The 16,117-nt window shown below is 62.2% G+C and carries 30 protein-coding genes; 29 read left to right on the top strand and 1 reads right to left on the bottom strand.

Going from position 1 to position 16,117, the window contains the following annotated elements:
• The 29 genes from tuf (at window position 1) to rplQ (ending at window position 15,112) form a co-directional block, all read left to right on the top strand.
• Complete coding sequence (gene tuf, locus BMZ48_RS10710) at window positions 1-1,194, top strand: elongation factor Tu (RefSeq protein ID WP_091533659.1); 1,194 nt, start codon at window positions 1-3, stop codon at window positions 1,192-1,194.
• 83 nt (window positions 1,195-1,277) lie between these two features.
• Window positions 1,278-1,595 carry a 30S ribosomal protein S10 gene (gene rpsJ, locus BMZ48_RS10705; RefSeq protein ID WP_091534937.1) on the top strand — a complete coding sequence of 106 codons (318 nt, stop codon included), beginning with the start codon at window positions 1,278-1,280 and terminating at the stop codon, window positions 1,593-1,595.
• A gap of 13 nt (window positions 1,596-1,608) precedes the next feature.
• Window positions 1,609-2,244: a 50S ribosomal protein L3 gene (gene rplC / locus BMZ48_RS10700; RefSeq protein ID WP_091534934.1), complete on the top strand. Its 636-nt coding sequence runs from the start codon at window positions 1,609-1,611 to the stop codon at window positions 2,242-2,244.
• Between the two features lie 16 nt (window positions 2,245-2,260).
• Window positions 2,261-2,866, top strand: a complete 606-nt coding sequence (gene rplD / locus BMZ48_RS10695) for a 50S ribosomal protein L4 (RefSeq protein WP_091534933.1) — start codon at window positions 2,261-2,263, stop codon at window positions 2,864-2,866.
• 79 nt (window positions 2,867-2,945) lie between these two features.
• Window positions 2,946-3,263, top strand: coding sequence for a 50S ribosomal protein L23 (gene rplW, locus BMZ48_RS10690; protein ID WP_091534930.1), 318 nt, complete (start codon window positions 2,946-2,948; stop codon window positions 3,261-3,263).
• 11 nt (window positions 3,264-3,274) lie between these two features.
• Complete coding sequence (gene rplB, locus BMZ48_RS10685; protein ID WP_091534928.1) at window positions 3,275-4,108, top strand: 50S ribosomal protein L2; 834 nt, start codon at window positions 3,275-3,277, stop codon at window positions 4,106-4,108.
• Between the two features lie 10 nt (window positions 4,109-4,118).
• A complete protein-coding gene (rpsS, locus tag BMZ48_RS10680) occupies window positions 4,119-4,391 on the top strand; it encodes a 30S ribosomal protein S19 (RefSeq protein ID WP_091534925.1) in 273 nt (90 codons plus the stop codon).
• A gap of 8 nt (window positions 4,392-4,399) precedes the next feature.
• Entirely contained in the window at window positions 4,400-4,735 is a 336-nt protein-coding gene (gene rplV, locus BMZ48_RS10675) for a 50S ribosomal protein L22 (protein WP_091534964.1), read from the top strand.
• Window positions 4,736-4,769: 34 nt separating this feature from the next.
• Window positions 4,770-5,459: a 30S ribosomal protein S3 gene (gene rpsC, locus BMZ48_RS10670; RefSeq protein WP_091534922.1), complete on the top strand. Its 690-nt coding sequence runs from the start codon at window positions 4,770-4,772 to the stop codon at window positions 5,457-5,459.
• A gap of 21 nt (window positions 5,460-5,480) precedes the next feature.
• Complete coding sequence (gene rplP, locus BMZ48_RS10665) at window positions 5,481-5,894, top strand: 50S ribosomal protein L16 (protein WP_091534919.1); 414 nt, start codon at window positions 5,481-5,483, stop codon at window positions 5,892-5,894.
• Window positions 5,895-5,908: 14 nt separating this feature from the next.
• Window positions 5,909-6,127 carry a 50S ribosomal protein L29 gene (gene rpmC, locus BMZ48_RS10660; protein ID WP_091534917.1) on the top strand — a complete coding sequence of 73 codons (219 nt, stop codon included), beginning with the start codon at window positions 5,909-5,911 and terminating at the stop codon, window positions 6,125-6,127.
• Complete coding sequence (rpsQ, locus tag BMZ48_RS10655) at window positions 6,124-6,417, top strand: 30S ribosomal protein S17 (RefSeq protein ID WP_091534915.1); 294 nt, start codon at window positions 6,124-6,126, stop codon at window positions 6,415-6,417. The genes rpmC and rpsQ overlap by 4 nt, the downstream gene beginning before the upstream one ends.
• 3 nt (window positions 6,418-6,420) lie before the next feature.
• The gene (gene rplN / locus BMZ48_RS10650; protein WP_091534911.1) at window positions 6,421-6,786 is read left to right on the top strand and encodes a 50S ribosomal protein L14; all 366 of its coding nucleotides are present in this window, start codon (window positions 6,421-6,423) and stop codon (window positions 6,784-6,786) included.
• Window positions 6,787-6,797: 11 nt separating this feature from the next.
• On the top strand, window positions 6,798-7,121 hold the full coding sequence (gene rplX, locus BMZ48_RS10645; protein WP_091534908.1) for a 50S ribosomal protein L24: 324 nt from the start codon (window positions 6,798-6,800) through the stop codon (window positions 7,119-7,121).
• 13 nt (window positions 7,122-7,134) lie between these two features.
• On the top strand, window positions 7,135-7,674 hold the full coding sequence (gene rplE / locus BMZ48_RS10640) for a 50S ribosomal protein L5 (protein ID WP_091534961.1): 540 nt from the start codon (window positions 7,135-7,137) through the stop codon (window positions 7,672-7,674).
• Window positions 7,675-7,685: 11 nt separating this feature from the next.
• Complete coding sequence (rpsN, locus tag BMZ48_RS10635) at window positions 7,686-7,991, top strand: 30S ribosomal protein S14 (RefSeq protein ID WP_091534906.1); 306 nt, start codon at window positions 7,686-7,688, stop codon at window positions 7,989-7,991.
• Window positions 7,992-8,004: 13 nt separating this feature from the next.
• Window positions 8,005-8,400 carry a 30S ribosomal protein S8 gene (gene rpsH / locus BMZ48_RS10630; RefSeq protein ID WP_091534904.1) on the top strand — a complete coding sequence of 132 codons (396 nt, stop codon included), beginning with the start codon at window positions 8,005-8,007 and terminating at the stop codon, window positions 8,398-8,400.
• Between the two features lie 15 nt (window positions 8,401-8,415).
• Window positions 8,416-8,946 (top strand): 50S ribosomal protein L6, encoded by a 531-nt coding sequence (gene rplF, locus BMZ48_RS10625; protein WP_091534901.1) that lies wholly within the window; start codon window positions 8,416-8,418, stop codon window positions 8,944-8,946.
• Between the two features lie 12 nt (window positions 8,947-8,958).
• The gene (gene rplR, locus BMZ48_RS10620; RefSeq protein WP_091534899.1) at window positions 8,959-9,315 is read left to right on the top strand and encodes a 50S ribosomal protein L18; all 357 of its coding nucleotides are present in this window, start codon (window positions 8,959-8,961) and stop codon (window positions 9,313-9,315) included.
• 15 nt (window positions 9,316-9,330) lie between these two features.
• Window positions 9,331-9,834 (top strand): 30S ribosomal protein S5, encoded by a 504-nt coding sequence (rpsE, locus tag BMZ48_RS10615; protein WP_091534959.1) that lies wholly within the window; start codon window positions 9,331-9,333, stop codon window positions 9,832-9,834.
• A 3-nt stretch (window positions 9,835-9,837) separates the two neighbouring features.
• Entirely contained in the window at window positions 9,838-10,026 is a 189-nt protein-coding gene (gene rpmD, locus BMZ48_RS10610; protein WP_091534897.1) for a 50S ribosomal protein L30, read from the top strand.
• Between the two features lie 2 nt (window positions 10,027-10,028).
• A complete protein-coding gene (gene rplO, locus BMZ48_RS10605; protein WP_091534895.1) occupies window positions 10,029-10,463 on the top strand; it encodes a 50S ribosomal protein L15 in 435 nt (144 codons plus the stop codon).
• Window positions 10,464-10,518: 55 nt separating this feature from the next.
• Window positions 10,519-11,862: a preprotein translocase subunit SecY gene (gene secY / locus BMZ48_RS10600; RefSeq protein ID WP_200769597.1), complete on the top strand. Its 1,344-nt coding sequence runs from the start codon at window positions 10,519-10,521 to the stop codon at window positions 11,860-11,862.
• 34 nt (window positions 11,863-11,896) lie between these two features.
• Window positions 11,897-12,010 (top strand): 50S ribosomal protein L36, encoded by a 114-nt coding sequence (gene rpmJ, locus BMZ48_RS10595; protein WP_091534893.1) that lies wholly within the window; start codon window positions 11,897-11,899, stop codon window positions 12,008-12,010.
• Between the two features lie 96 nt (window positions 12,011-12,106).
• Window positions 12,107-12,478, top strand: coding sequence for a 30S ribosomal protein S13 (gene rpsM, locus BMZ48_RS10590; protein WP_091534890.1), 372 nt, complete (start codon window positions 12,107-12,109; stop codon window positions 12,476-12,478).
• A gap of 17 nt (window positions 12,479-12,495) precedes the next feature.
• Window positions 12,496-12,897: a 30S ribosomal protein S11 gene (rpsK, locus tag BMZ48_RS10585; protein WP_091534888.1), complete on the top strand. Its 402-nt coding sequence runs from the start codon at window positions 12,496-12,498 to the stop codon at window positions 12,895-12,897.
• 15 nt (window positions 12,898-12,912) lie between these two features.
• Window positions 12,913-13,533, top strand: coding sequence for a 30S ribosomal protein S4 (rpsD, locus tag BMZ48_RS10580; RefSeq protein ID WP_091534885.1), 621 nt, complete (start codon window positions 12,913-12,915; stop codon window positions 13,531-13,533).
• Window positions 13,534-13,635: 102 nt separating this feature from the next.
• Complete coding sequence (locus BMZ48_RS10575) at window positions 13,636-14,616, top strand: DNA-directed RNA polymerase subunit alpha (RefSeq protein ID WP_091534882.1); 981 nt, start codon at window positions 13,636-13,638, stop codon at window positions 14,614-14,616.
• Between the two features lie 109 nt (window positions 14,617-14,725).
• A complete protein-coding gene (gene rplQ / locus BMZ48_RS10570) occupies window positions 14,726-15,112 on the top strand; it encodes a 50S ribosomal protein L17 (RefSeq protein ID WP_091534880.1) in 387 nt (128 codons plus the stop codon).
• Window positions 15,113-15,191: 79 nt separating this feature from the next.
• On the opposite strand, the gene BMZ48_RS10565 is transcribed toward rplQ, so the two are convergent.
• Window positions 15,192-16,079, bottom strand: coding sequence for a phospholipase A (locus tag BMZ48_RS10565; protein ID WP_159431156.1), 888 nt, complete (start codon window positions 16,077-16,079; stop codon window positions 15,192-15,194).
• Between the last annotated feature and the right edge of the window lie 38 nt (window positions 16,080-16,117).

The following is a 16,117-nucleotide window of genomic DNA, read 5'->3' as shown; positions in this document are numbered from 1 at the left end:
ATGGCAAAGGAAAAGTTTGAACGCAAGAAGCCGCACGTGAACGTGGGGACGATTGGGCACGTGGACCATGGGAAGACGACGACGACGGCGGCGCTGACGAAGGTGTCTGCGGACAAGTACGGTGGGACGTACGTGCCGTACGACCAGGTGGCGAAGGCGTCGGAGGCGCAGGGTCGTCGTGATGCGACGAAGATTCTGACGATTGCGACGTCGCACGTGGAGTATGAGACGGCGAACCGTCACTATGCGCACGTGGACTGTCCTGGGCACGCGGACTTTGTGAAGAACATGATCACGGGCGCGGCGCAGATGGACGGTGCGATTTTGGTGGTATCGGCGGTGGACGGTCCGATGCCGCAGACGCGCGAGCACGTGCTGCTGGCCAAGCAGGTGAACGTGCCGAAGATCGTGGTGTGGCTGAACAAGTGCGACCTGGTGGAGGACGCGGAGCTGCTCGACCTGGTCGAGATGGAAGTGCGGGATTTGCTGAACAAGTACGGATTTGACGGTGACAACACGCCGGTGATCCGGGGTTCTGCGACCAAGGCGATTGCGGGCGAGCCGGAGTGGGTGGCGAAGATCGAGGAGCTGTACGACGCGATTGACACGTGGATTCCGGAGCCTGTGCGGGAGATTGACAAGCCGTTCTTGCTGCCGATCGAGGACGTGTTTTCGATTTCGGGTCGCGGCACGGTGGTCACGGGGCGTGTTGAGCGCGGTGTGATCAAGGTGGGCGACGAAGTGGAGATTGTGGGCATTCGTCCGACGCAGAAGACGACGGTGACGGGTGTTGAGATGTTCCGCAAGCTGCTGGACCAGGGGCAGGCGGGCGACAACGTGGGTCTTTTGCTGCGTGGTACGAAGAAGGAAGAGGTGGAGCGCGGGCAGGTGGTGTGCAAGCCTGGCTCGATCAACCCGCACTCGAAGTTTGAGGGCGAGGTGTACGTGCTGACGAAGGAGGAGGGTGGTCGGCACACGCCGTTTTTCAAGGGGTATCGTCCGCAGTTTTACTTCCGCACGACGGACGTGACGGGGACGGTGGAGTTCAAGCAGGAGATGGTGATGCCGGGCGACAACGTGCAGATGACGGTGGAGCTGATCAGCCCGATCGCGATGGAGGAAGGCGTGCGCTTTGCGATCCGCGAGGGCGGCCGCACCGTCGGCGCCGGCGTCGTCACCAAGATCCTGGCTTAAAATCTGACGCTTTACTTTCCGCAGGGGCGCGAATAAAATTCGCGCCCCTTTTGTTCCACGCTCTTTAATCCGGAAGACACAGCATGGCCGCGACAAGCCAATCCATTCGCATCCGGCTCAAGGCGTTCGACCATCGGCTGATCGACAAATCGGCACGGGAGATCGTCGAAACCGCGAAGCGCACCGGGGCCGTCGTGCGCGGGCCGATCCCGCTGCCGACGCGCAAGGAACGCTTCACAATCCTGGTTTCGCCGCACGCCGACAAGGACGCGCGCGACCAATATGAAATCCGTACGCACAAGCGGCTCATGCAGATCGTCGATCCCACGGAGAAGACCGTGGATGCGCTCTCCAAGCTGGACCTGCCTGCGGGCGTCGAAGTCCAGATCTCGCTGAGCTGAAAGGAGACGGGACATGACGATCGCAATCGTGGGCCGTAAGGCCGGCATGACCCGCGTCTTCACCGACGCTGGCGTTGCCATTCCGGTGACCGTGATCGAGTGCGCGCCCAATCGCGTGACTCAGGTCAAGACCGTGGAAAACGATGGTTACCGTGCGGTGCAGGTGACCGTCGGTGAAGTCAAGCCGAGCCGTATCAACAAGGCTCAGGCTGGCCATTTCAAGAAGGCCGGTGTTGCCGCTGGCCGCGGGCTGTGGGAAATCCGCCTCGACAACAACGAGGGGGCGGATCTGCAGCCTGGATCGGAGATCAAGGTGTCTGCGTTCGAGGGCGTCAAGGCCGTGGACGTCACCGGCATCTCCAAGGGCAAGGGTTTCGCGGGTGTACAGAAGCGCTGGAATTTCGGCGGCGGACGTGCGACCCACGGTAACTCGCTCTCGCATCGCAGCCCCGGCTCGATCGGTCAGCGCCAGAGCCCGGGCCGCGTGTTCAAGGGCAAGAAAATGGCCGGTCACATGGGGTCTGAGCGTGTGACCGTTCTGAATCTTGACTTGGTCAAGATCGATGCCGAGCGCAACCTTCTGCTGGTGAAGGGTGCGGTGCCGGGCGCGACGAATGGCGATGTCATCGTTCGCCCCACGGTCAAGTAACCGGGGAAAAACGGCAATGGATATTCAACTGCACAACAGCACTGCCAAGATCAACGTTTCCGATGCCGTCTTCGGCGCGGAATACAACGAACCGCTGATTCACCAGGTCGTCACGGCGTACCTGGCGGGCGGTCGTGCCGGCACCAAGGCGCAGAAGACCAAGGCCATGGTTTCCGGCGGCGGCAGAAAGCCGTGGAAGCAAAAGGGCACGGGTCGTGCGCGCGCCGGCAGCATCCGCTCGCCGCTGTGGCGGGGTGGCGGCAAGATCTTCGCCGCGGTCCCACGCGACTTCTCGCAGAAGGTCAACCGCAAGATGTATCGCGGGGCGATGCGCTCGATCGTCGCCGAGCTTGTCCGTCAGAATCACCTGATCGTCGCCGAATCGTTCGCGGTCGATGCGCCGCGCACCAAGGGGTTGCTCGAGAAGCTCAAGAGTGTCGGTGCCAGCGACATTCTGATCGTGACCGGCGAGGTCGACCGGAATCTATACCTGTCGGCGCGCAATATCCCCCACGTCGCGGTCTGCGACGTCGAGGCGCTTAACCCGGTTGCGCTGCTCACGCACGAAAAAGTGCTGATGACGACCGATGCGGTGAAGAAGCTGGAGGCGTGGCTGCAATGACGCACCATCGCGAGGTCCGCCCGCTGGGCGGCGGCCGTAGAAGCCGCGAACGCGTGCTCGCCATCATGGAGGTAAACCAGTGAGCAAGTACAAGACAGCGACCGATCGCCTGCATCAGGTGATCATCGGCCCGGTCATTTCGGAAAAGAGCACGCGCGTGGCCGAGAAGGCGAATACCGCCGTGTTCAAGGTCCTGCGCGACGCCGAGAAGCCGGAAATCAAGCTCGCCGTCGAGCGGCTGTTCAACGTCAAGGTCGAAGGCGTGCGTACGCTCAACGTCAAAGGCAAGAACAAGCGCTTTGGTCGTTTCGAGGGCAAGCGCTCCGACTGGAAAAAGGCATACGTCACGCTTGCCGAGGGGCAGGAAATCGATTTCCTGGCCGGCAACGCGAGCTAAGGGGATAGGCCATGCCACTGGTCAAACTCAAACCGACCTCGCCGGGAACGCGTCACCAGGTTCGCGTTGTGACGCCTGGGCTGTGGAAAGGCGAGCCGTACGCGCCATTGGTCGAGAAGCAGTCCTCCACGGGTGGGCGCAACAATAACGGGCACATCACGACACGGCACAAGGGTGGTGGGCACAAGCACCATTACCGTCTGATCGATTTCAAGCGCAACAAGGACGGGATCCCGGCCAGGGTCGAGCGCATCGAGTACGATCCGAATCGCTCTGCGCACATTGCACTGCTGTGCTATGCCGACGGTGAGCGGCGTTACATCATCGCGCCCCGCGGGATTGCCGAGGGCGATGTGCTGCATTCGGGTTCCGATGCGCCGATCAAGCCGGGCAACGTGCTGCCGCTGCGCAATATTCCGGTGGGTTCGACCATCCACTGCGTCGAGTTGCGCCCTGGCAAGGGCGCCCAGCTCGCGCGTAGCGCTGGTGCAGCCGCTCAGCTGGTGGCCCGCGAGGGTGACTACGTCACGATCCGGCTGCGTTCCGGCGAGATGCGCAAGGTGCTCTCGGAGTGCCGTGCCGCGATCGGCGAAGTCAGCAACAACGAACACAACCTGCGCCAATACGGCAAAGCCGGTGCCAAGCGCTGGAGGGGCATCCGTCCGACCGTGCGCGGTGTGGTCATGAACCCGGTGGATCACCCGCACGGTGGCGGTGAGGGTAAATCCGGCCAGGGCAACCCGCATCCGGTCACGCCGTGGGGTCAGCAGACCAAGGGTCTGAAGACCCGCAAGAACAAGCGCACGCAGAAATTCATCGTGCGCAGTCGCCACGCCAAGAAGTAAGGACTAGGCCATGCCGCGTTCCGTCAAGAAAGGCCCCTTCGTCGATCATCACCTGGCCAAGAAAGTGCAGGAGATGGCGGCACAGCGGGTGAAGAAACCGATCAAGACCTGGTCGCGTCGCTCGATGATCACGCCCGAGTTCGTGGGCCTGACCATCCAGGTGCACAACGGCAGGCAGCATATGCCGGTGTTCATTACCGACAACATGGTTGGCCACAAACTCGGCGAATTTGCGCCGACGCGGACCTTCAAGGGTCACGCGGCCGACAAAGCCACGAAGTGAGGTCCGCCATGCAGACGCAAGCCGTACTGAAGTTCGTCCGCCTGTCGCCGAAGAAGGCGCGTGCGGTCGCGGATCTCGTCCGCGGCAAGAAGGTGGATGAGGCCCTCAATATCCTCAAGTTTTCGACGCGCAAGCCGGCCGGTGTGATTCGCAAGGTGCTCGAGTCGGCGATCGCGAATGCCGAGAACAATCATGGCGCCGATGTCGATGAGCTCAGGATCCAGGCGATCTACATCGACCAGGGGCCGGTGCTCAAGCGCATCATGCCGCGCGCGAAGGGGCGGGCGGACCGCATCCTCAAGCCCACCAGCCATATCACCATCAAGGTGTCGGACGGCCACTAAGGCGTCGGCGAGTCGGACTTACACGAGAGAACCCATGGGTCATAAAGTCAATCCAAACGGCTTTCGCCTCGGCATCACGACCAAGTGGACCTCCAACTGGTACGCGGAACGTGGGGCCTACGCCGACACCCTGCTCAAGGACATGGCCGTCCGCGATTATCTGATGAAGAAGCTGGCGCAGGCGTCGGTTTCGCGCATCCAGATCGACCGTCCGGCCAAGTCGGCGCGCGTGACGATCCATACCGCGCGTCCGGGTATCGTCATCGGCAAGAAAGGCGAGGACATCGAAAAGCTCAAGCAGGAAGTCGCCAAGATCATCGGCCTCAAACCGGATGCCGTGCATCTGTCGGTCGAGGAAATCCGTAAGCCCGAGCTCGATGCCAAGCTGATCGCCGACTCCGTCGCCCAGCAGCTCGAGCGCCGCATCATGTTCCGCCGTGCGATGAAGCGCGCGGTGCAAAACGCGATGCGCCTGGGTGCTGGCGGCATCAAGATCCAGGTCAGCGGTCGTTTGAATGGCGCGGAGATCGCCCGCACCGAGTGGTATCGCGAAGGCCGAGTGCCGCTGCACACCCTGCGTGCCCACGTCGATTACGCGACCAGCGAGGCCAAGACCACGTATGGCGTCATCGGTGTCAAGGTATGGGTGTTCACCGGCGAGGTTTACGAGGCCGATCGCCGTCATGATCGCAAGGACGAAAGTGCCGAGGCACACGCGGCCTGAGCACCATAGGAGAAGACTGCAATGCTGCAGCCCAAGCGAACGAAATTCCGCAAGCAACGCAAAGGCACGAACAAGGGCCTTGCGCTGACCGGCAACAAGGTCAGCTTCGGTGAGTGGGGGTTGAAGACGATCGAGCATGGCCGCATCACGGCGCGCCAGATCGAGGCCGCGCGGCGCGTCATCACGCGGTACATCAAGCGCGGTGGCAAGCTGTGGATCCGCATTTTCCCGGACGTTCCGGTCACCCGAAAACCGCTCGAAGTGCGCATGGGTTCGGGCAAGGGTAACGTCGAGTATTGGGTCGCCAAGGTACAGCCCGGCAAAGTGCTTTACGAGATGGAAGGTGTTGACGAAGCCACCGCCCGCGAGGCCTTCCGCCTGGCTGCGGCCAAGCTGCCGGTGAAGACCACATTCGTCAATCGGACGATCATGTGAGGGGTGCGTAGATCATGAAGAGTCAGGAATACGTCAAATCCCTCCGCGGCAAGACCGCCGCCGAGCTGAACACCGAACTGGAGGCCTTGCGCAAGGAGCAGTTCAGTCTGCGCATGCAGCAAGCCACCGGTCAGGGTAGTAAACCCCATCTGGTCAAGGATGTGCGCAAGAAGATTGCGCGGCTGAAGACCGTCATGGCCGAGCAGGCCAAGTCATCGGTGCAAGCGTCATGAGCGAACAGACAGAGAAAAAATCCCAGCGCCGCATCGTCGGTCGCGTCATCAGCAACAAGGCCAACAAAACCATCACGGTGCTGGTCGAGCGCCGTGAGCGGCATCCGATTTATGGCAAGACGCTGCGGCGTTCGACCAAGCTGCATGCGCACGACGAGCATAACGAGTGCAACGAGGGCGATCTGGTCGCTATCGTCGAGACTCGTCCGCTGTCGGCGACCAAGCGTTTCCGTCTGGTCGAGGTGCTGCAGAAGGCCACCGCTCTGCAACAACAGACCGCTGGAGCCTAAGCCATGATTCAGCAGGAATCCTTCCTCGTCGCCGCCGATAACAGTGGTGCGCGTCTCGTCCAGGTGATCCAGGTCAAGGGGTCCACCTACCGCCGCTATGCGGGTGTCGGCGATCTCGTCAAGGTTACCGTCAAGGACGCGATCCCGCGCGGCAAGGTCAAAAAGGGCGAAGTGCACGATGCGGTGGTCGTGCGCACCAAATTCCCGATCAAGCGCGCGGACGGATCGGTGATCCGTTTCGATAGCAACGCCGCCGTGCTGGTTTCGAACAAGCTGGAGCCGCTCGGTACCCGTATCTTCGGGCCGGTCACGCGTGAGCTGCGCGACCGCTTCATGAAGATCGTGTCGCTGGCGCCGGAAGTGCTCTAAGGGCTGCAATCATGAACAAGATCCGTAAGGGCGACGAGGTCATCGTCATCGCCGGTCGCGACAAGGGACGCCGCGGCAAGGTGAGCCAGGTGCTGGCCAACGGCAAGCTCGTCGTCGAAGGCATCAACGTCGCCAAGAAACATCAGCGCCCGAACCCGAACGCGGGCATCGCCGGCGGTATCGTCGAGAAGGAAATGCCGATCGACGCATCCAACGTGATGTTGTGGAACGCCAAGACCGGCAAGGGTGACCGTGTCGGTTTCCGCTTCGAGGGCGAAGGCGAGAAGCGCCGCAAGGTGCGTGTGTTCAAGTCCACGCAGGAACTGGTGGACTGAAGGGATGCCGACCATGACAGCCAATCTGCAAACCCTGTACCGCGAGAAGATCGCGCCCGAGCTCGGCAAGAAGCTGGGGCTCGGTCCGATGGAGGTTCCGCGGATCACCAAGATCACGCTCAACATGGGTGTGGGCGAGGCGACCAGCGATCGCAAGATCATCGAGCATGCCGTCGCCGACATGGCCGCGATCGCTGGCCAGAAACCGGTCGTGACCAAGGCACGCATCGCCATCGCCGGATTCAAGATCCGTGAGAATTATCCGGTCGGCGTCAAGGTGACGCTGCGCCGCGAGCGCATGTACGAATTCCTCGAGCGGCTGATCTGCATCGCGCTGCCGCGCATCCGCGATTTTCGCGGTATCTCGGCGCGCGGCTTCGACGGTCGCGGCAATTTCAACTTTGGCGTGACCGAGCAGATCATTTTTCCGGAAATCGACTACGACAAGATCGATGCCCTGCGCGGCATGAATATCACCATCACCACGACGGCGAAGAACGACGAGCACGGCAAGGCCTTGCTCGAGGCGTTTAACTTCCCGTTCCGCAAGTAAGGCAGCAAGCCATGGCCAAGACCAGCATGATCGAGCGCGAAAAGAAACGCGCAAAGCTCGCCACCCGGTACGCCAAGAAGCGCGCCAAGCTCAAAGAGATCATTTCGAGCACGACCGCTTCGGCCGAGGAAAAAGAAGCTGCCGTCATTGCGCTGCAGAAGCTGCCGCGTGATTCGAGCAAGATCCGCCAGCGCGCACGCTGCTCGCTGACCGGGCGTCCGCGCGGCGTGTACCGAAAGTTCAAACTCGGGCGTAACAAGCTGCGCGAAGCCGCGATGAAGGGCGAGATCCCCGGCCTTAAGCTGGCGAGCTGGTAAGAGGGCTATCGAAATGAGCATGACCGATCCCATCGCCGACTTCCTGACGCGCATTCGCAACGGCCAGCAGGCCCGCAAGAAGCAGGTCGTTTGTCCGTCCTCCAAGATCAAGGAGGCGATCGCTGCGGTGCTCAAGGACGAGGGTTATATCGCCGACTACAGCGTCACCGCCGACGGCCCCAAGAAGACGATCACCGTGACCCTGAAATATTTCCAGGGCAAGCCGGTGATCGAGCGGCTGGAGCGTGTGTCCAGGCCAGCGCTGCGTGTCTACAAGGGCAAGGACGAGCTGCCCAAGGTGCTCGGTGGGCTGGGCGTTGCCATCGTGTCGACCCCAAGCGGCGTCGTCAGTGACCGCAAGGCGCGCGCCGCCGGTCAGGGTGGCGAAGTCCTCTGCATCGTCGCCTAAGGAGAGATTGGAGACATGTCCCGCATTGCAAAAATGCCGGTGGTGCTTCCGGCCGGTGTACAGGTGAGCGCGGCCGACGGCAAGCTCACCGTCAAAGGCGTCAAAGCCAGCGTGACCGTCGCGATTCCGGCGACAGTCAAGGTCGAGGTCAACGGCAACGTTGCCTCGATCAGCGCCGATTCGATCAAGGCCAACGGCATGGCCGCCGGTACCGCCCGCGCGCTGCTCAACAACGCCGTCATTGGGGTATCGAAAGGGTACGAGAAGCGGCTCGCACTCGTTGGTGTCGGTTATCGCGCGGCGGTGCAGGGCAAGAAGCTGAACTTGAGCCTCGGATTCTCGCATCCGATCGAGTATGCGATTCCGGATGGCGTCGTGGTGGAAACGCCAAGCCAGACTGAAATCGTCGTCAAAGGCGCCGACAAGAAGCTGGTTGGCCAGGTCGCCGCCGACATCCGCGGCTTCCGTCCGCCCGAGCCGTACAAGGGCAAGGGTGTGCGTTACGCGACCGAGAAGGTCGTGCTCAAGGAAGCGAAGAAGAAGTAATCGAGGGCTGTCATGAAAGACAAGAAGCTCACCCGTCTGCGCCGTGCCCGCCGGACGCGCGCCCACATCCGCAAGCTGGGCGTGCACCGTCTGGCCGTGCACCGCACGCCCAAGCACATTTATGCGCAGATCATCGCGCCCGACGCCAGCCGGACGCTTGTCTCCGCTTCGACCGTGGAAAAAGCGCTCGTTGCGGGTCTCAAAAGCACGGGCAACATCGAGGCGGCCAAGAAAATCGGCGCTGCGATCGCCGAGCGCGCCAAGGCACAAGGCATCACCAAGGTGGCCTTCGATCGTGCCGGCTTTAAGTATCACGGTCGCGTCAAAGCACTGGCGGATGCCGCGCGTGAAGCCGGCCTGGAGTTTTGAGACATGGCACAGCAAATGAACTACGAGGAAGAGCAGTCCGGGACCGAGCTGAGAGAGAAGCTGGTGGCCGTCAATCGTGTGTCGAAGACGGTCAAAGGCGGCAAGCAGTTTGCGTTCACGGCGCTGACCGTCGTCGGTGATGGCGCGGGTCGCGTCGGCTTTGGTTACGGCAAGGCGCGCGAGGTGCCGGCTGCGATCGCCAAGGCGATGGAACAGGCGCGCAAGAACATGGTCACGGTGCCGCTCAAGGGGCTGACGGTGCAGCACGAGGCTTGGGGTCAGCATGGTGCCTCGCGGGTCTTCCTGCGCCCGGCATCCGACGGTACCGGTGTGATCGCCGGCGGCGCGATGCGTGCCGTGTTCGAAGTGGCTGGTATCCAGAACGTGCTCGCGAAGTCCCTGGGTTCGCGCAACCCGATCAACTTGGTCCGCGCCACGATGAACGCGCTCACCAGCCTGAACATGCCGTCGGAGATCGCCGCCAAGCGCGGCAAGACGGTCGAGGAAATCCTGGGGTAAGCCATGGCAGACGCCAAGCAGATCAAAGTCACCCTCGTGCGCAGCCTCGCCAAGAAGCTGAAGGATCATCAGGCCTGTGTGCGCGGCCTGGGTCTGCGCCGCATGCATCAGAGCGTCGTTGTCGCCGCCACGCCGGAAAATCTCGGCATGGTGCGTAAGGCCGCCTATCTGCTCAAGGTCGAGGAAGTCTGAAAATGAAGCTCAACGACATCAAACCGGCCAAGGGCGCCAAGACCGCCCGCACCCGTGTCGGTCGCGGTATCGGTTCGGGTCTCGGCAAGACGGCTGGGCGTGGTCACAAGGGTCAGCACGCACGCAAGGGCGGTTATCACAAGCTCGGCTTCGAAGGCGGGCAGATGCCGATCCAGCGCCGGTTGCCCAAGCGCGGGTTCAAGTCCCCGCTCGCCGGCTTGACCGCCGAGGTGCGCCTGTCCGATCTGCAGAAGATGAAGGCCGACGAGATCGATCTGTCCACGCTCAAGGCCGAGGGCGTGATTTCGATCAATGCCCTGACAGCCAAGGTCATCAAGTCGGGCGAGCTCAGCCGCAAGGTCACGCTCAAGGGTGTGCTCGTGACCAAGGGGGCGCGCGAGGTGATCACGGCGGCCGGCGGATCGGTCATCGAATAAATCCTCTCACCACGTTCCGGTTCTGCAAGGCCGGTTTCCGAACCAAAGACGACCGATGGCCAAAACTCCAGGCATGCCGTCCGGCGCGATGATGCCGGATCTCAGCAAGGTGGGCGAAGTCAAAGACCGCCTGCTCTTTCTGCTGGGCGCCATCATCGTGTTCCGCATCGGCAGCTATATTCCGGTGCCCGGCATCGATCCGGCGCAGTTGGAGGCTCTGTTCAACCAGAGTCGCGGCACCATTCTGGACATGTTCAACATGTTCTCGGGCGGTGCGCTCGAGCGCCTGTCGATCTTTGCGCTCGGCGTGATGCCGTACATTTCGGCGAGCATCATCGTGCAGCTGCTCACCGCCGTGGTGCCGCAGCTCAAAGAGCTGAAAAAAGAGGGTGAGTCCGGGCGCCGGCAGATCACCAAGTACACCCGGTACGGGACGCTGGCGCTGGCCATTTTCCAGTCGGTCGGTGCAGCGCTGGCGCTGCAGCGCTCCGGTGTGGCGATCTCGCCCGGATTCGCCTTTGTGTTCACTGCCACGGTGAGCCTCGTCACCGGCACGATGTTTCTGATGTGGCTCGGCGAGCAGATCACCGAGCGCGGTGTCGGCAATGGCATTTCGATGATCATTTTCGCCGGCATCGTCGCGGGATTCCCGCGTGCACTCGCCGCGACCGCGCAACTGGTCAGCGAGGGTTCGATCAGTGCATTCACGGTCCTGGTCGTGCTGCTGCTGGTCGTGCTCGTGACCTGGGGGGTGGTCTACGTCGAGCGCGCACAGCGGCGAATTCCGATCCACCATGCCCGACGACAACAGGGGCGCAGGGTTTTTGCCGCGCAGACCCAGCATCTACCGCTGAAGATCAACATGTCGGGTGTGATTCCGCCGATCTTCGCCTCGTCGATCATTCTGTTTCCCGCCTCGCTCGTGCAGTTTTTCGGTGACGAAGGCTCGGGTGGCGTGCTGCAGCGCATTTCGAACGCATTGGCGCCGGGGCAGCCGTTGTATACGCTGCTTTACGGGTTGCTGATCGTGTTCTTCTGCTTCTTCTATACCGCGCTGGTGTTCGATTCGCGCGAGACCGCAGAGAACCTCAAGAAGTCGGGGGCGTTCATTCCCGGTGTGCGTCCGGGGGCGATGACGGCGCGCTACATCGACCAGGTGCTGACGCGTCTGACGGTGATCGGTTCGATCTACATCCTGGCGGTTTGTCTTGTGCCGGAGGTCCTGCGCTCCTTCGTCAGCAGCATTCCGTTTTATTTCGGCGGTACGTCGTTGCTGATCACGGTCGTCGTCGTGATGGATTTCATGGCGCAGCTGCAGGCGCATCTGATGTCGCACCAGTACGAGGGCCTGCTGAAGAAGGCCAATCTCAAGACGCTGGGCAGTTCGCAGGGACGCTAGCCCGGTTTACGACACTTACGATGAGGTCATTGTCATGAAAGTCCGAGCTTCCGTGAAAAAGATGTGCCGGAACTGCAAGGTGGTGCGGCGCAGCGGCGTCGTGCGTGTTCTGTGCACCGATCCGCGCCACAAGCAGCGCCAAGGCTGAGGGCGCGGTAGCTCGGTCGGTCCGGCATTGCTGGCTTTCTTGGGTTTCACTACAATACGCGGCTTTTCCGCGCGGTTCTAAGTCGAGGTTTCCACCATGGCACGTATCGCGGGCGTCAACATCCCGGATCGAAAGCACGCTGTCATTGCCTTGCAGGCGATCTACGGCATCGGTCCCACGCGCGCAAAGAAGATCTGCGCCGCTGCCGGCGTCAATCCGGCGGCGCAGATTCGTAGTCTGACCGAAGGCGAGCTCGACAAGCTTCGCGCCGAGGTCGCCAAGTACGTCGTCGAGGGCGATTTGCGACGCGAGGTATCGATGAGTATCAAGCGGCTGATCGACCTCGGCTGCTACCGCGGTCAGCGCCACCGCCGGGGTCTGCCAGTCCGCGGTCAGCGCACGCGGACCAACGCCCGCACCCGCAAGGGCCCCCGCCGCGCGAGCATCGCCGGCAAGAAGAAAGTGTAATCAGGACCTGAATATCTATGGCTACTCCGACGAGCACTGCCGCCCCGGCCAAGCGCAAGAAGGTCAAGAAGAACGTCACCGACGCGGTGGCGCACATTCATGCCTCGTTCAACAACACGATCGTGCTGATCACCGATCGCCAGGGCAACACCCTGTGCTGGAGCACGGCCGGCGCCGCGGGCTTCAAGGGTTCCCGCAAGTCGACTCCGTTTGCCGCACAGGTCGCTGCCGACAGGGCCGCACAGGCGGCCGCCGAGCATGGCGTGAAGAACCTGGAAGTGCGTGTCAAGGGGCCAGGTCCCGGTCGTGAGTCCGCGGTCCGCGCGTTGCATGCCGCTGGCTTCAAGATCACGAGCATCACCGACGTCACGCCGATTCCCCACAACGGCTGCCGTCCTCCGAAGCGCCGCCGCGTCTAAGGCGAGGAAACGATCATGGCACGTTATATCGGCCCCAAATGCAAGCTGTCCCGTCGCGCCGGAACCGACCTGCTGCTCAAATCGCGCGCTCGCGCGATCGACAGCAAGTGCAACATGGAGACCCGCCCGGGTCAGCATGGCGCTGCCAAGACCCGTCTGTCGGACTACGCGCTGCAGCTGCGTGAGAAGCAAAAACTCAAGCAGATGTACGGCGTGCTCGAGCGTCAGTTCCGCAACTACTACAAGAAGGCGGCGCAGAAGAAAGGTTCGACCGGTCTGATCCTGTTGCAGCTGCTCGAGTCGCGGCTCGACAACATCGTCTATCGCATGGGGTTCTCGCGCACGCGCGCCGAGGCCCGTCAGCTGGTCAGCCACAAGGCCGTGCTGGTCAACGGTAAGCCGGTGAACATTCCTTCCTATCAGGTACAAGTCGGGGATGTCATCGAAATCCGCGAGAGCGCGCGCCAGCAGTCGCGCATCGCCGAGGCCTTGTCGATCGCCGTCCAGATCGGCTTGCCGGAATGGGTCGAGGTGGACGAGAAAGGCTTGAAGGGCACGTTCAAGGCGGTGCCCACCCGCGACCAGATCGTGCCAGACATCAACGAGCAGCTCGTCGTCGAGTTGTACTCGAAGTAATACGGCTGCGGTCCTCATGGACCGCAGCGTCCCCGCTGCCGGAGCGGATGCGCTGTCCCCGGGCAGTCGGGAGTCCAATGATCGCTTTACGCGAGGTTATTCATGCAGAACGTCATCGCCGATCTTCTCAAGCCGCGCCAGATCGAGGTGGAGACCCTGTCGCCCAGCCGGGCGCGTGTCACCCTCGAGCCGATGGAGCGCGGCTTTGGCCACACACTGGGCAATGCGCTGCGCCGCATCCTGCTGTCCTCGATTCCGGGCGCTGCCGTGACCGAAGTGCAGATCGAGGGTGTCGTCCACGAGTACAGCGCCATCGAAGGCGTGCAGGAGGATGTTCTCGACATCCTGCTCAACGTCAAGAACATCGCCGTGCGTCTGCACGCGCGTGAAGAGGCCACCCTGCGGCTGGAGAAGTCGGGCAAGGGTGTCGTCACGGCCGGCGATATCGCGCTCGATCATGATGTCGAGATCGTCAATCCGGATCTGGTGCTTGCGCATCTGACCGGCGGCAAGATCAATATGACGCTCAAGGTCACCCGCGGCCGCGGCTACGTGCCGGCGGTGAGCGCGGTGCGCGAGGAGGATAGCCGTGGGATCGGCGTCCTCAAGCTCGATGCTTCCTATAGCCCGGTCCGTCGCGTCAGCTACAGTGTCGAGCGCGCGCGCGTCGCGCAGCGCACCGATCTGGACAAGCTGATTCTCGACGTCGATACCAACGGCAGCGTCGATCCCGCCGAGGCCGTGCGCCTGGCGGCGCGCATCCTGCGCGACCAGCTGTCGGTCTTCGTCGATCTCGAAGCGGAAGCCGCGCACACCGCCAGCGCCCCGGGCAAGAAGGAACTCTCGCCGATCCTGTTCCGCCCGATCGACGATCTCGAACTCACGGTGCGCTCGGCAAATTGCCTCAAGGCCGAGAACATCTACTACATCGGCGATCTGGTGCAGCGCACCGAGATGGAGTTGATGAAGACGCCGAATCTCGGCAAGAAGTCGCTCAACGAGATCAAGGAGGCGCTCAAGGCGCACGACCTCGAGCTCGGCATGAAGCTCGATAACTGGTCGTCGCCGAAGCTGTCGGCCTGAGGAACGGGGTTTGCGTGTAGTTTCCAGATCCCGCGCGCGCCGATGGCCGGGGAACGCAAGCGAGAGGGCTGGAAACCGGAAACTGGGTATTGAAAACTGAGTTAAAGCCATGCGCCACAAGATTGCAGGTCGTACGTTCGGCCGTACCAGCGCCCATCGCAAAGCGACGATGCAGGCGATTGCCGTCGCTCTGTTCAAGCACGAATTGATCAAGACGACGCTGCCCAGGGCCAAGGAGTTGCGCCGTTTGGCCGAGCCGTTGATCACGCGCGCCAAGAACGACTCGGTTGCCAACCGCCGCATTGCGTTCGCGCGTCTGCGCGACCGTGAAGCCGTGCAGAAGCTGTTCAACGAGCTGGGCCCGCGGTACAAGGATCGTCCGGGCGGTTATCTGCGAATTCTCAAGTGCGGCTTCCGGCCGGGTGACGACGCGCCGATGGCTTATGTCGAGCTGGTCGATCGGCCAAGGCCGGTGGCCGAGCCGCCTGCGCAGTAAAGCGCGGTCTTGTATTCGTATCCGAGAGCGGGCGCTTCGGCGCCCGTTTTTATACCTGCATGCGTGCCGTTGCCGTGCGTCAGCGCGCCAGCATCAGACCGATTCCGACGCGGGTGACACTGCGGTTGTAATCGATCAGGCTCTCGCCGTAACCGTTCCAGAGATAGACGCTCCAGAACGCATAGTCGGAGAACGGCGCGCTATAGACGAGCTCGAACGCCCCCTTGCCGGTGGCAGGATTACCCCGCGCCATCATGGCGAGCATGTGCTGTGCGTCGCCGAAGAGCTTGCGCTGCAAGCGCAGTTCCCCATAGCCGTAGTAGCGGTGGATGTCGGGGTTGTCATCGCGCTTGGGATCGTCGGCGGGGCGGTTTTCGTTCTCGGGTATCCGGTACCACAGGCGCAGGTGCAGGAGTTGCCGCTCACCCTCGTAGTAAGCCGCGCCGATGATCCGGTTCCAGCTTCGTGAGTCGGGCAATTCCTTGCCGTTGGATTCGTGATCGGCGCCGATGTCGAATCCCAGCTCCGGGAGCCATCGCCACTGCGGCTTCCAGCGGTAAAACAGTTCGGGGTTGTAGTTGGTTTCACGAAACGGCCGTGAGTCGTTGCCGTTGTAGAGCTGCCAGAACGAGCGCTGGGTGTAGCCGAAGAACAGGTTGCGGTTGAACAGCCGCTGTTTGAGGCTGATCTGGAACAGGACCTCGCTGGCCTCACTGTGGTACTCGGGGCTCCAGGTCACCGGCAGCAGATATATCGGCCGGTGGAAGGACAGCCCGCGCTTTGTATTGACCAGCGTGAAGGCATCGGTTTCGCGGCGCAGATTGTCGAAAACGCTGCCGCTGCGTTGGGGTGCAGGCACGGCACAGTCTCCATCCTGCGTTTCCGGTCCGACGATGTCGGGTGCGCCAGACGGCGACTGTGCCCACGCAAGGATGGGAAGGGCGAGCAGCAAAAAAGGTGCGCGCATCGGTCGGCCGGTCAGCAGGATTGCGGCGCTTGATTCTA

The sequence above is a fragment of the Fontimonas thermophila genome, assembly GCF_900113085.1.
In the GTDB taxonomy this organism is placed as follows: Bacteria; Pseudomonadota; Gammaproteobacteria; order Nevskiales; family Nevskiaceae; genus Solimonas; species Solimonas thermophila.
The sequence above is the reverse complement of the archived record's forward strand: the minus strand, read 5'-3'. Positions and strand labels throughout refer to the sequence as shown.

Coding starts and splice junctions, on each gene's coding strand:
- rplB (WP_091534928.1), top strand. CDS start 3,275: ATGCCACTGGTCAAACTCAAACCGACCTCGCCGGGAACGCGTCACCAG.
- rpsJ (WP_091534937.1), top strand. CDS start 1,278: ATGGCCGCGACAAGCCAATCCATTCGCATCCGGCTCAAGGCGTTCGAC.
- rplP (WP_091534919.1), top strand. CDS start 5,481: ATGCTGCAGCCCAAGCGAACGAAATTCCGCAAGCAACGCAAAGGCACG.
- rpmC (WP_091534917.1), top strand. CDS start 5,909: ATGAAGAGTCAGGAATACGTCAAATCCCTCCGCGGCAAGACCGCCGCC.
- rpsN (WP_091534906.1), top strand. CDS start 7,686: ATGGCCAAGACCAGCATGATCGAGCGCGAAAAGAAACGCGCAAAGCTC.
- rplD (WP_091534933.1), top strand. CDS start 2,261: ATGGATATTCAACTGCACAACAGCACTGCCAAGATCAACGTTTCCGAT.
- rpsM (WP_091534890.1), top strand. CDS start 12,107: ATGGCACGTATCGCGGGCGTCAACATCCCGGATCGAAAGCACGCTGTC.
- rplQ (WP_091534880.1), top strand. CDS start 14,726: ATGCGCCACAAGATTGCAGGTCGTACGTTCGGCCGTACCAGCGCCCAT.
- BMZ48_RS10575 (WP_091534882.1), top strand. CDS start 13,636: ATGCAGAACGTCATCGCCGATCTTCTCAAGCCGCGCCAGATCGAGGTG.
- rpsS (WP_091534925.1), top strand. CDS start 4,119: ATGCCGCGTTCCGTCAAGAAAGGCCCCTTCGTCGATCATCACCTGGCC.
- rpsK (WP_091534888.1), top strand. CDS start 12,496: ATGGCTACTCCGACGAGCACTGCCGCCCCGGCCAAGCGCAAGAAGGTC.
- rpsH (WP_091534904.1), top strand. CDS start 8,005: ATGAGCATGACCGATCCCATCGCCGACTTCCTGACGCGCATTCGCAAC.
- rplN (WP_091534911.1), top strand. CDS start 6,421: ATGATTCAGCAGGAATCCTTCCTCGTCGCCGCCGATAACAGTGGTGCG.
- rplE (WP_091534961.1), top strand. CDS start 7,135: ATGACAGCCAATCTGCAAACCCTGTACCGCGAGAAGATCGCGCCCGAG.
- tuf (WP_091533659.1), top strand. CDS start 1: ATGGCAAAGGAAAAGTTTGAACGCAAGAAGCCGCACGTGAACGTGGGG.
- rpmJ (WP_091534893.1), top strand. CDS start 11,897: ATGAAAGTCCGAGCTTCCGTGAAAAAGATGTGCCGGAACTGCAAGGTG.
- secY (WP_200769597.1), top strand. CDS start 10,519: ATGGCCAAAACTCCAGGCATGCCGTCCGGCGCGATGATGCCGGATCTC.
- rplO (WP_091534895.1), top strand. CDS start 10,029: ATGAAGCTCAACGACATCAAACCGGCCAAGGGCGCCAAGACCGCCCGC.
- rpsC (WP_091534922.1), top strand. CDS start 4,770: ATGGGTCATAAAGTCAATCCAAACGGCTTTCGCCTCGGCATCACGACC.
- rplC (WP_091534934.1), top strand. CDS start 1,609: ATGACGATCGCAATCGTGGGCCGTAAGGCCGGCATGACCCGCGTCTTC.
- rpsE (WP_091534959.1), top strand. CDS start 9,331: ATGAACTACGAGGAAGAGCAGTCCGGGACCGAGCTGAGAGAGAAGCTG.
- BMZ48_RS10565 (WP_159431156.1), bottom strand. CDS start 16,079: ATGCGCGCACCTTTTTTGCTGCTCGCCCTTCCCATCCTTGCGTGGGCA.
- rplX (WP_091534908.1), top strand. CDS start 6,798: ATGAACAAGATCCGTAAGGGCGACGAGGTCATCGTCATCGCCGGTCGC.
- rplV (WP_091534964.1), top strand. CDS start 4,400: ATGCAGACGCAAGCCGTACTGAAGTTCGTCCGCCTGTCGCCGAAGAAG.
- rpsD (WP_091534885.1), top strand. CDS start 12,913: ATGGCACGTTATATCGGCCCCAAATGCAAGCTGTCCCGTCGCGCCGGA.
- rplR (WP_091534899.1), top strand. CDS start 8,959: ATGAAAGACAAGAAGCTCACCCGTCTGCGCCGTGCCCGCCGGACGCGC.
- rpmD (WP_091534897.1), top strand. CDS start 9,838: ATGGCAGACGCCAAGCAGATCAAAGTCACCCTCGTGCGCAGCCTCGCC.
- rplF (WP_091534901.1), top strand. CDS start 8,416: ATGTCCCGCATTGCAAAAATGCCGGTGGTGCTTCCGGCCGGTGTACAG.
- rpsQ (WP_091534915.1), top strand. CDS start 6,124: ATGAGCGAACAGACAGAGAAAAAATCCCAGCGCCGCATCGTCGGTCGC.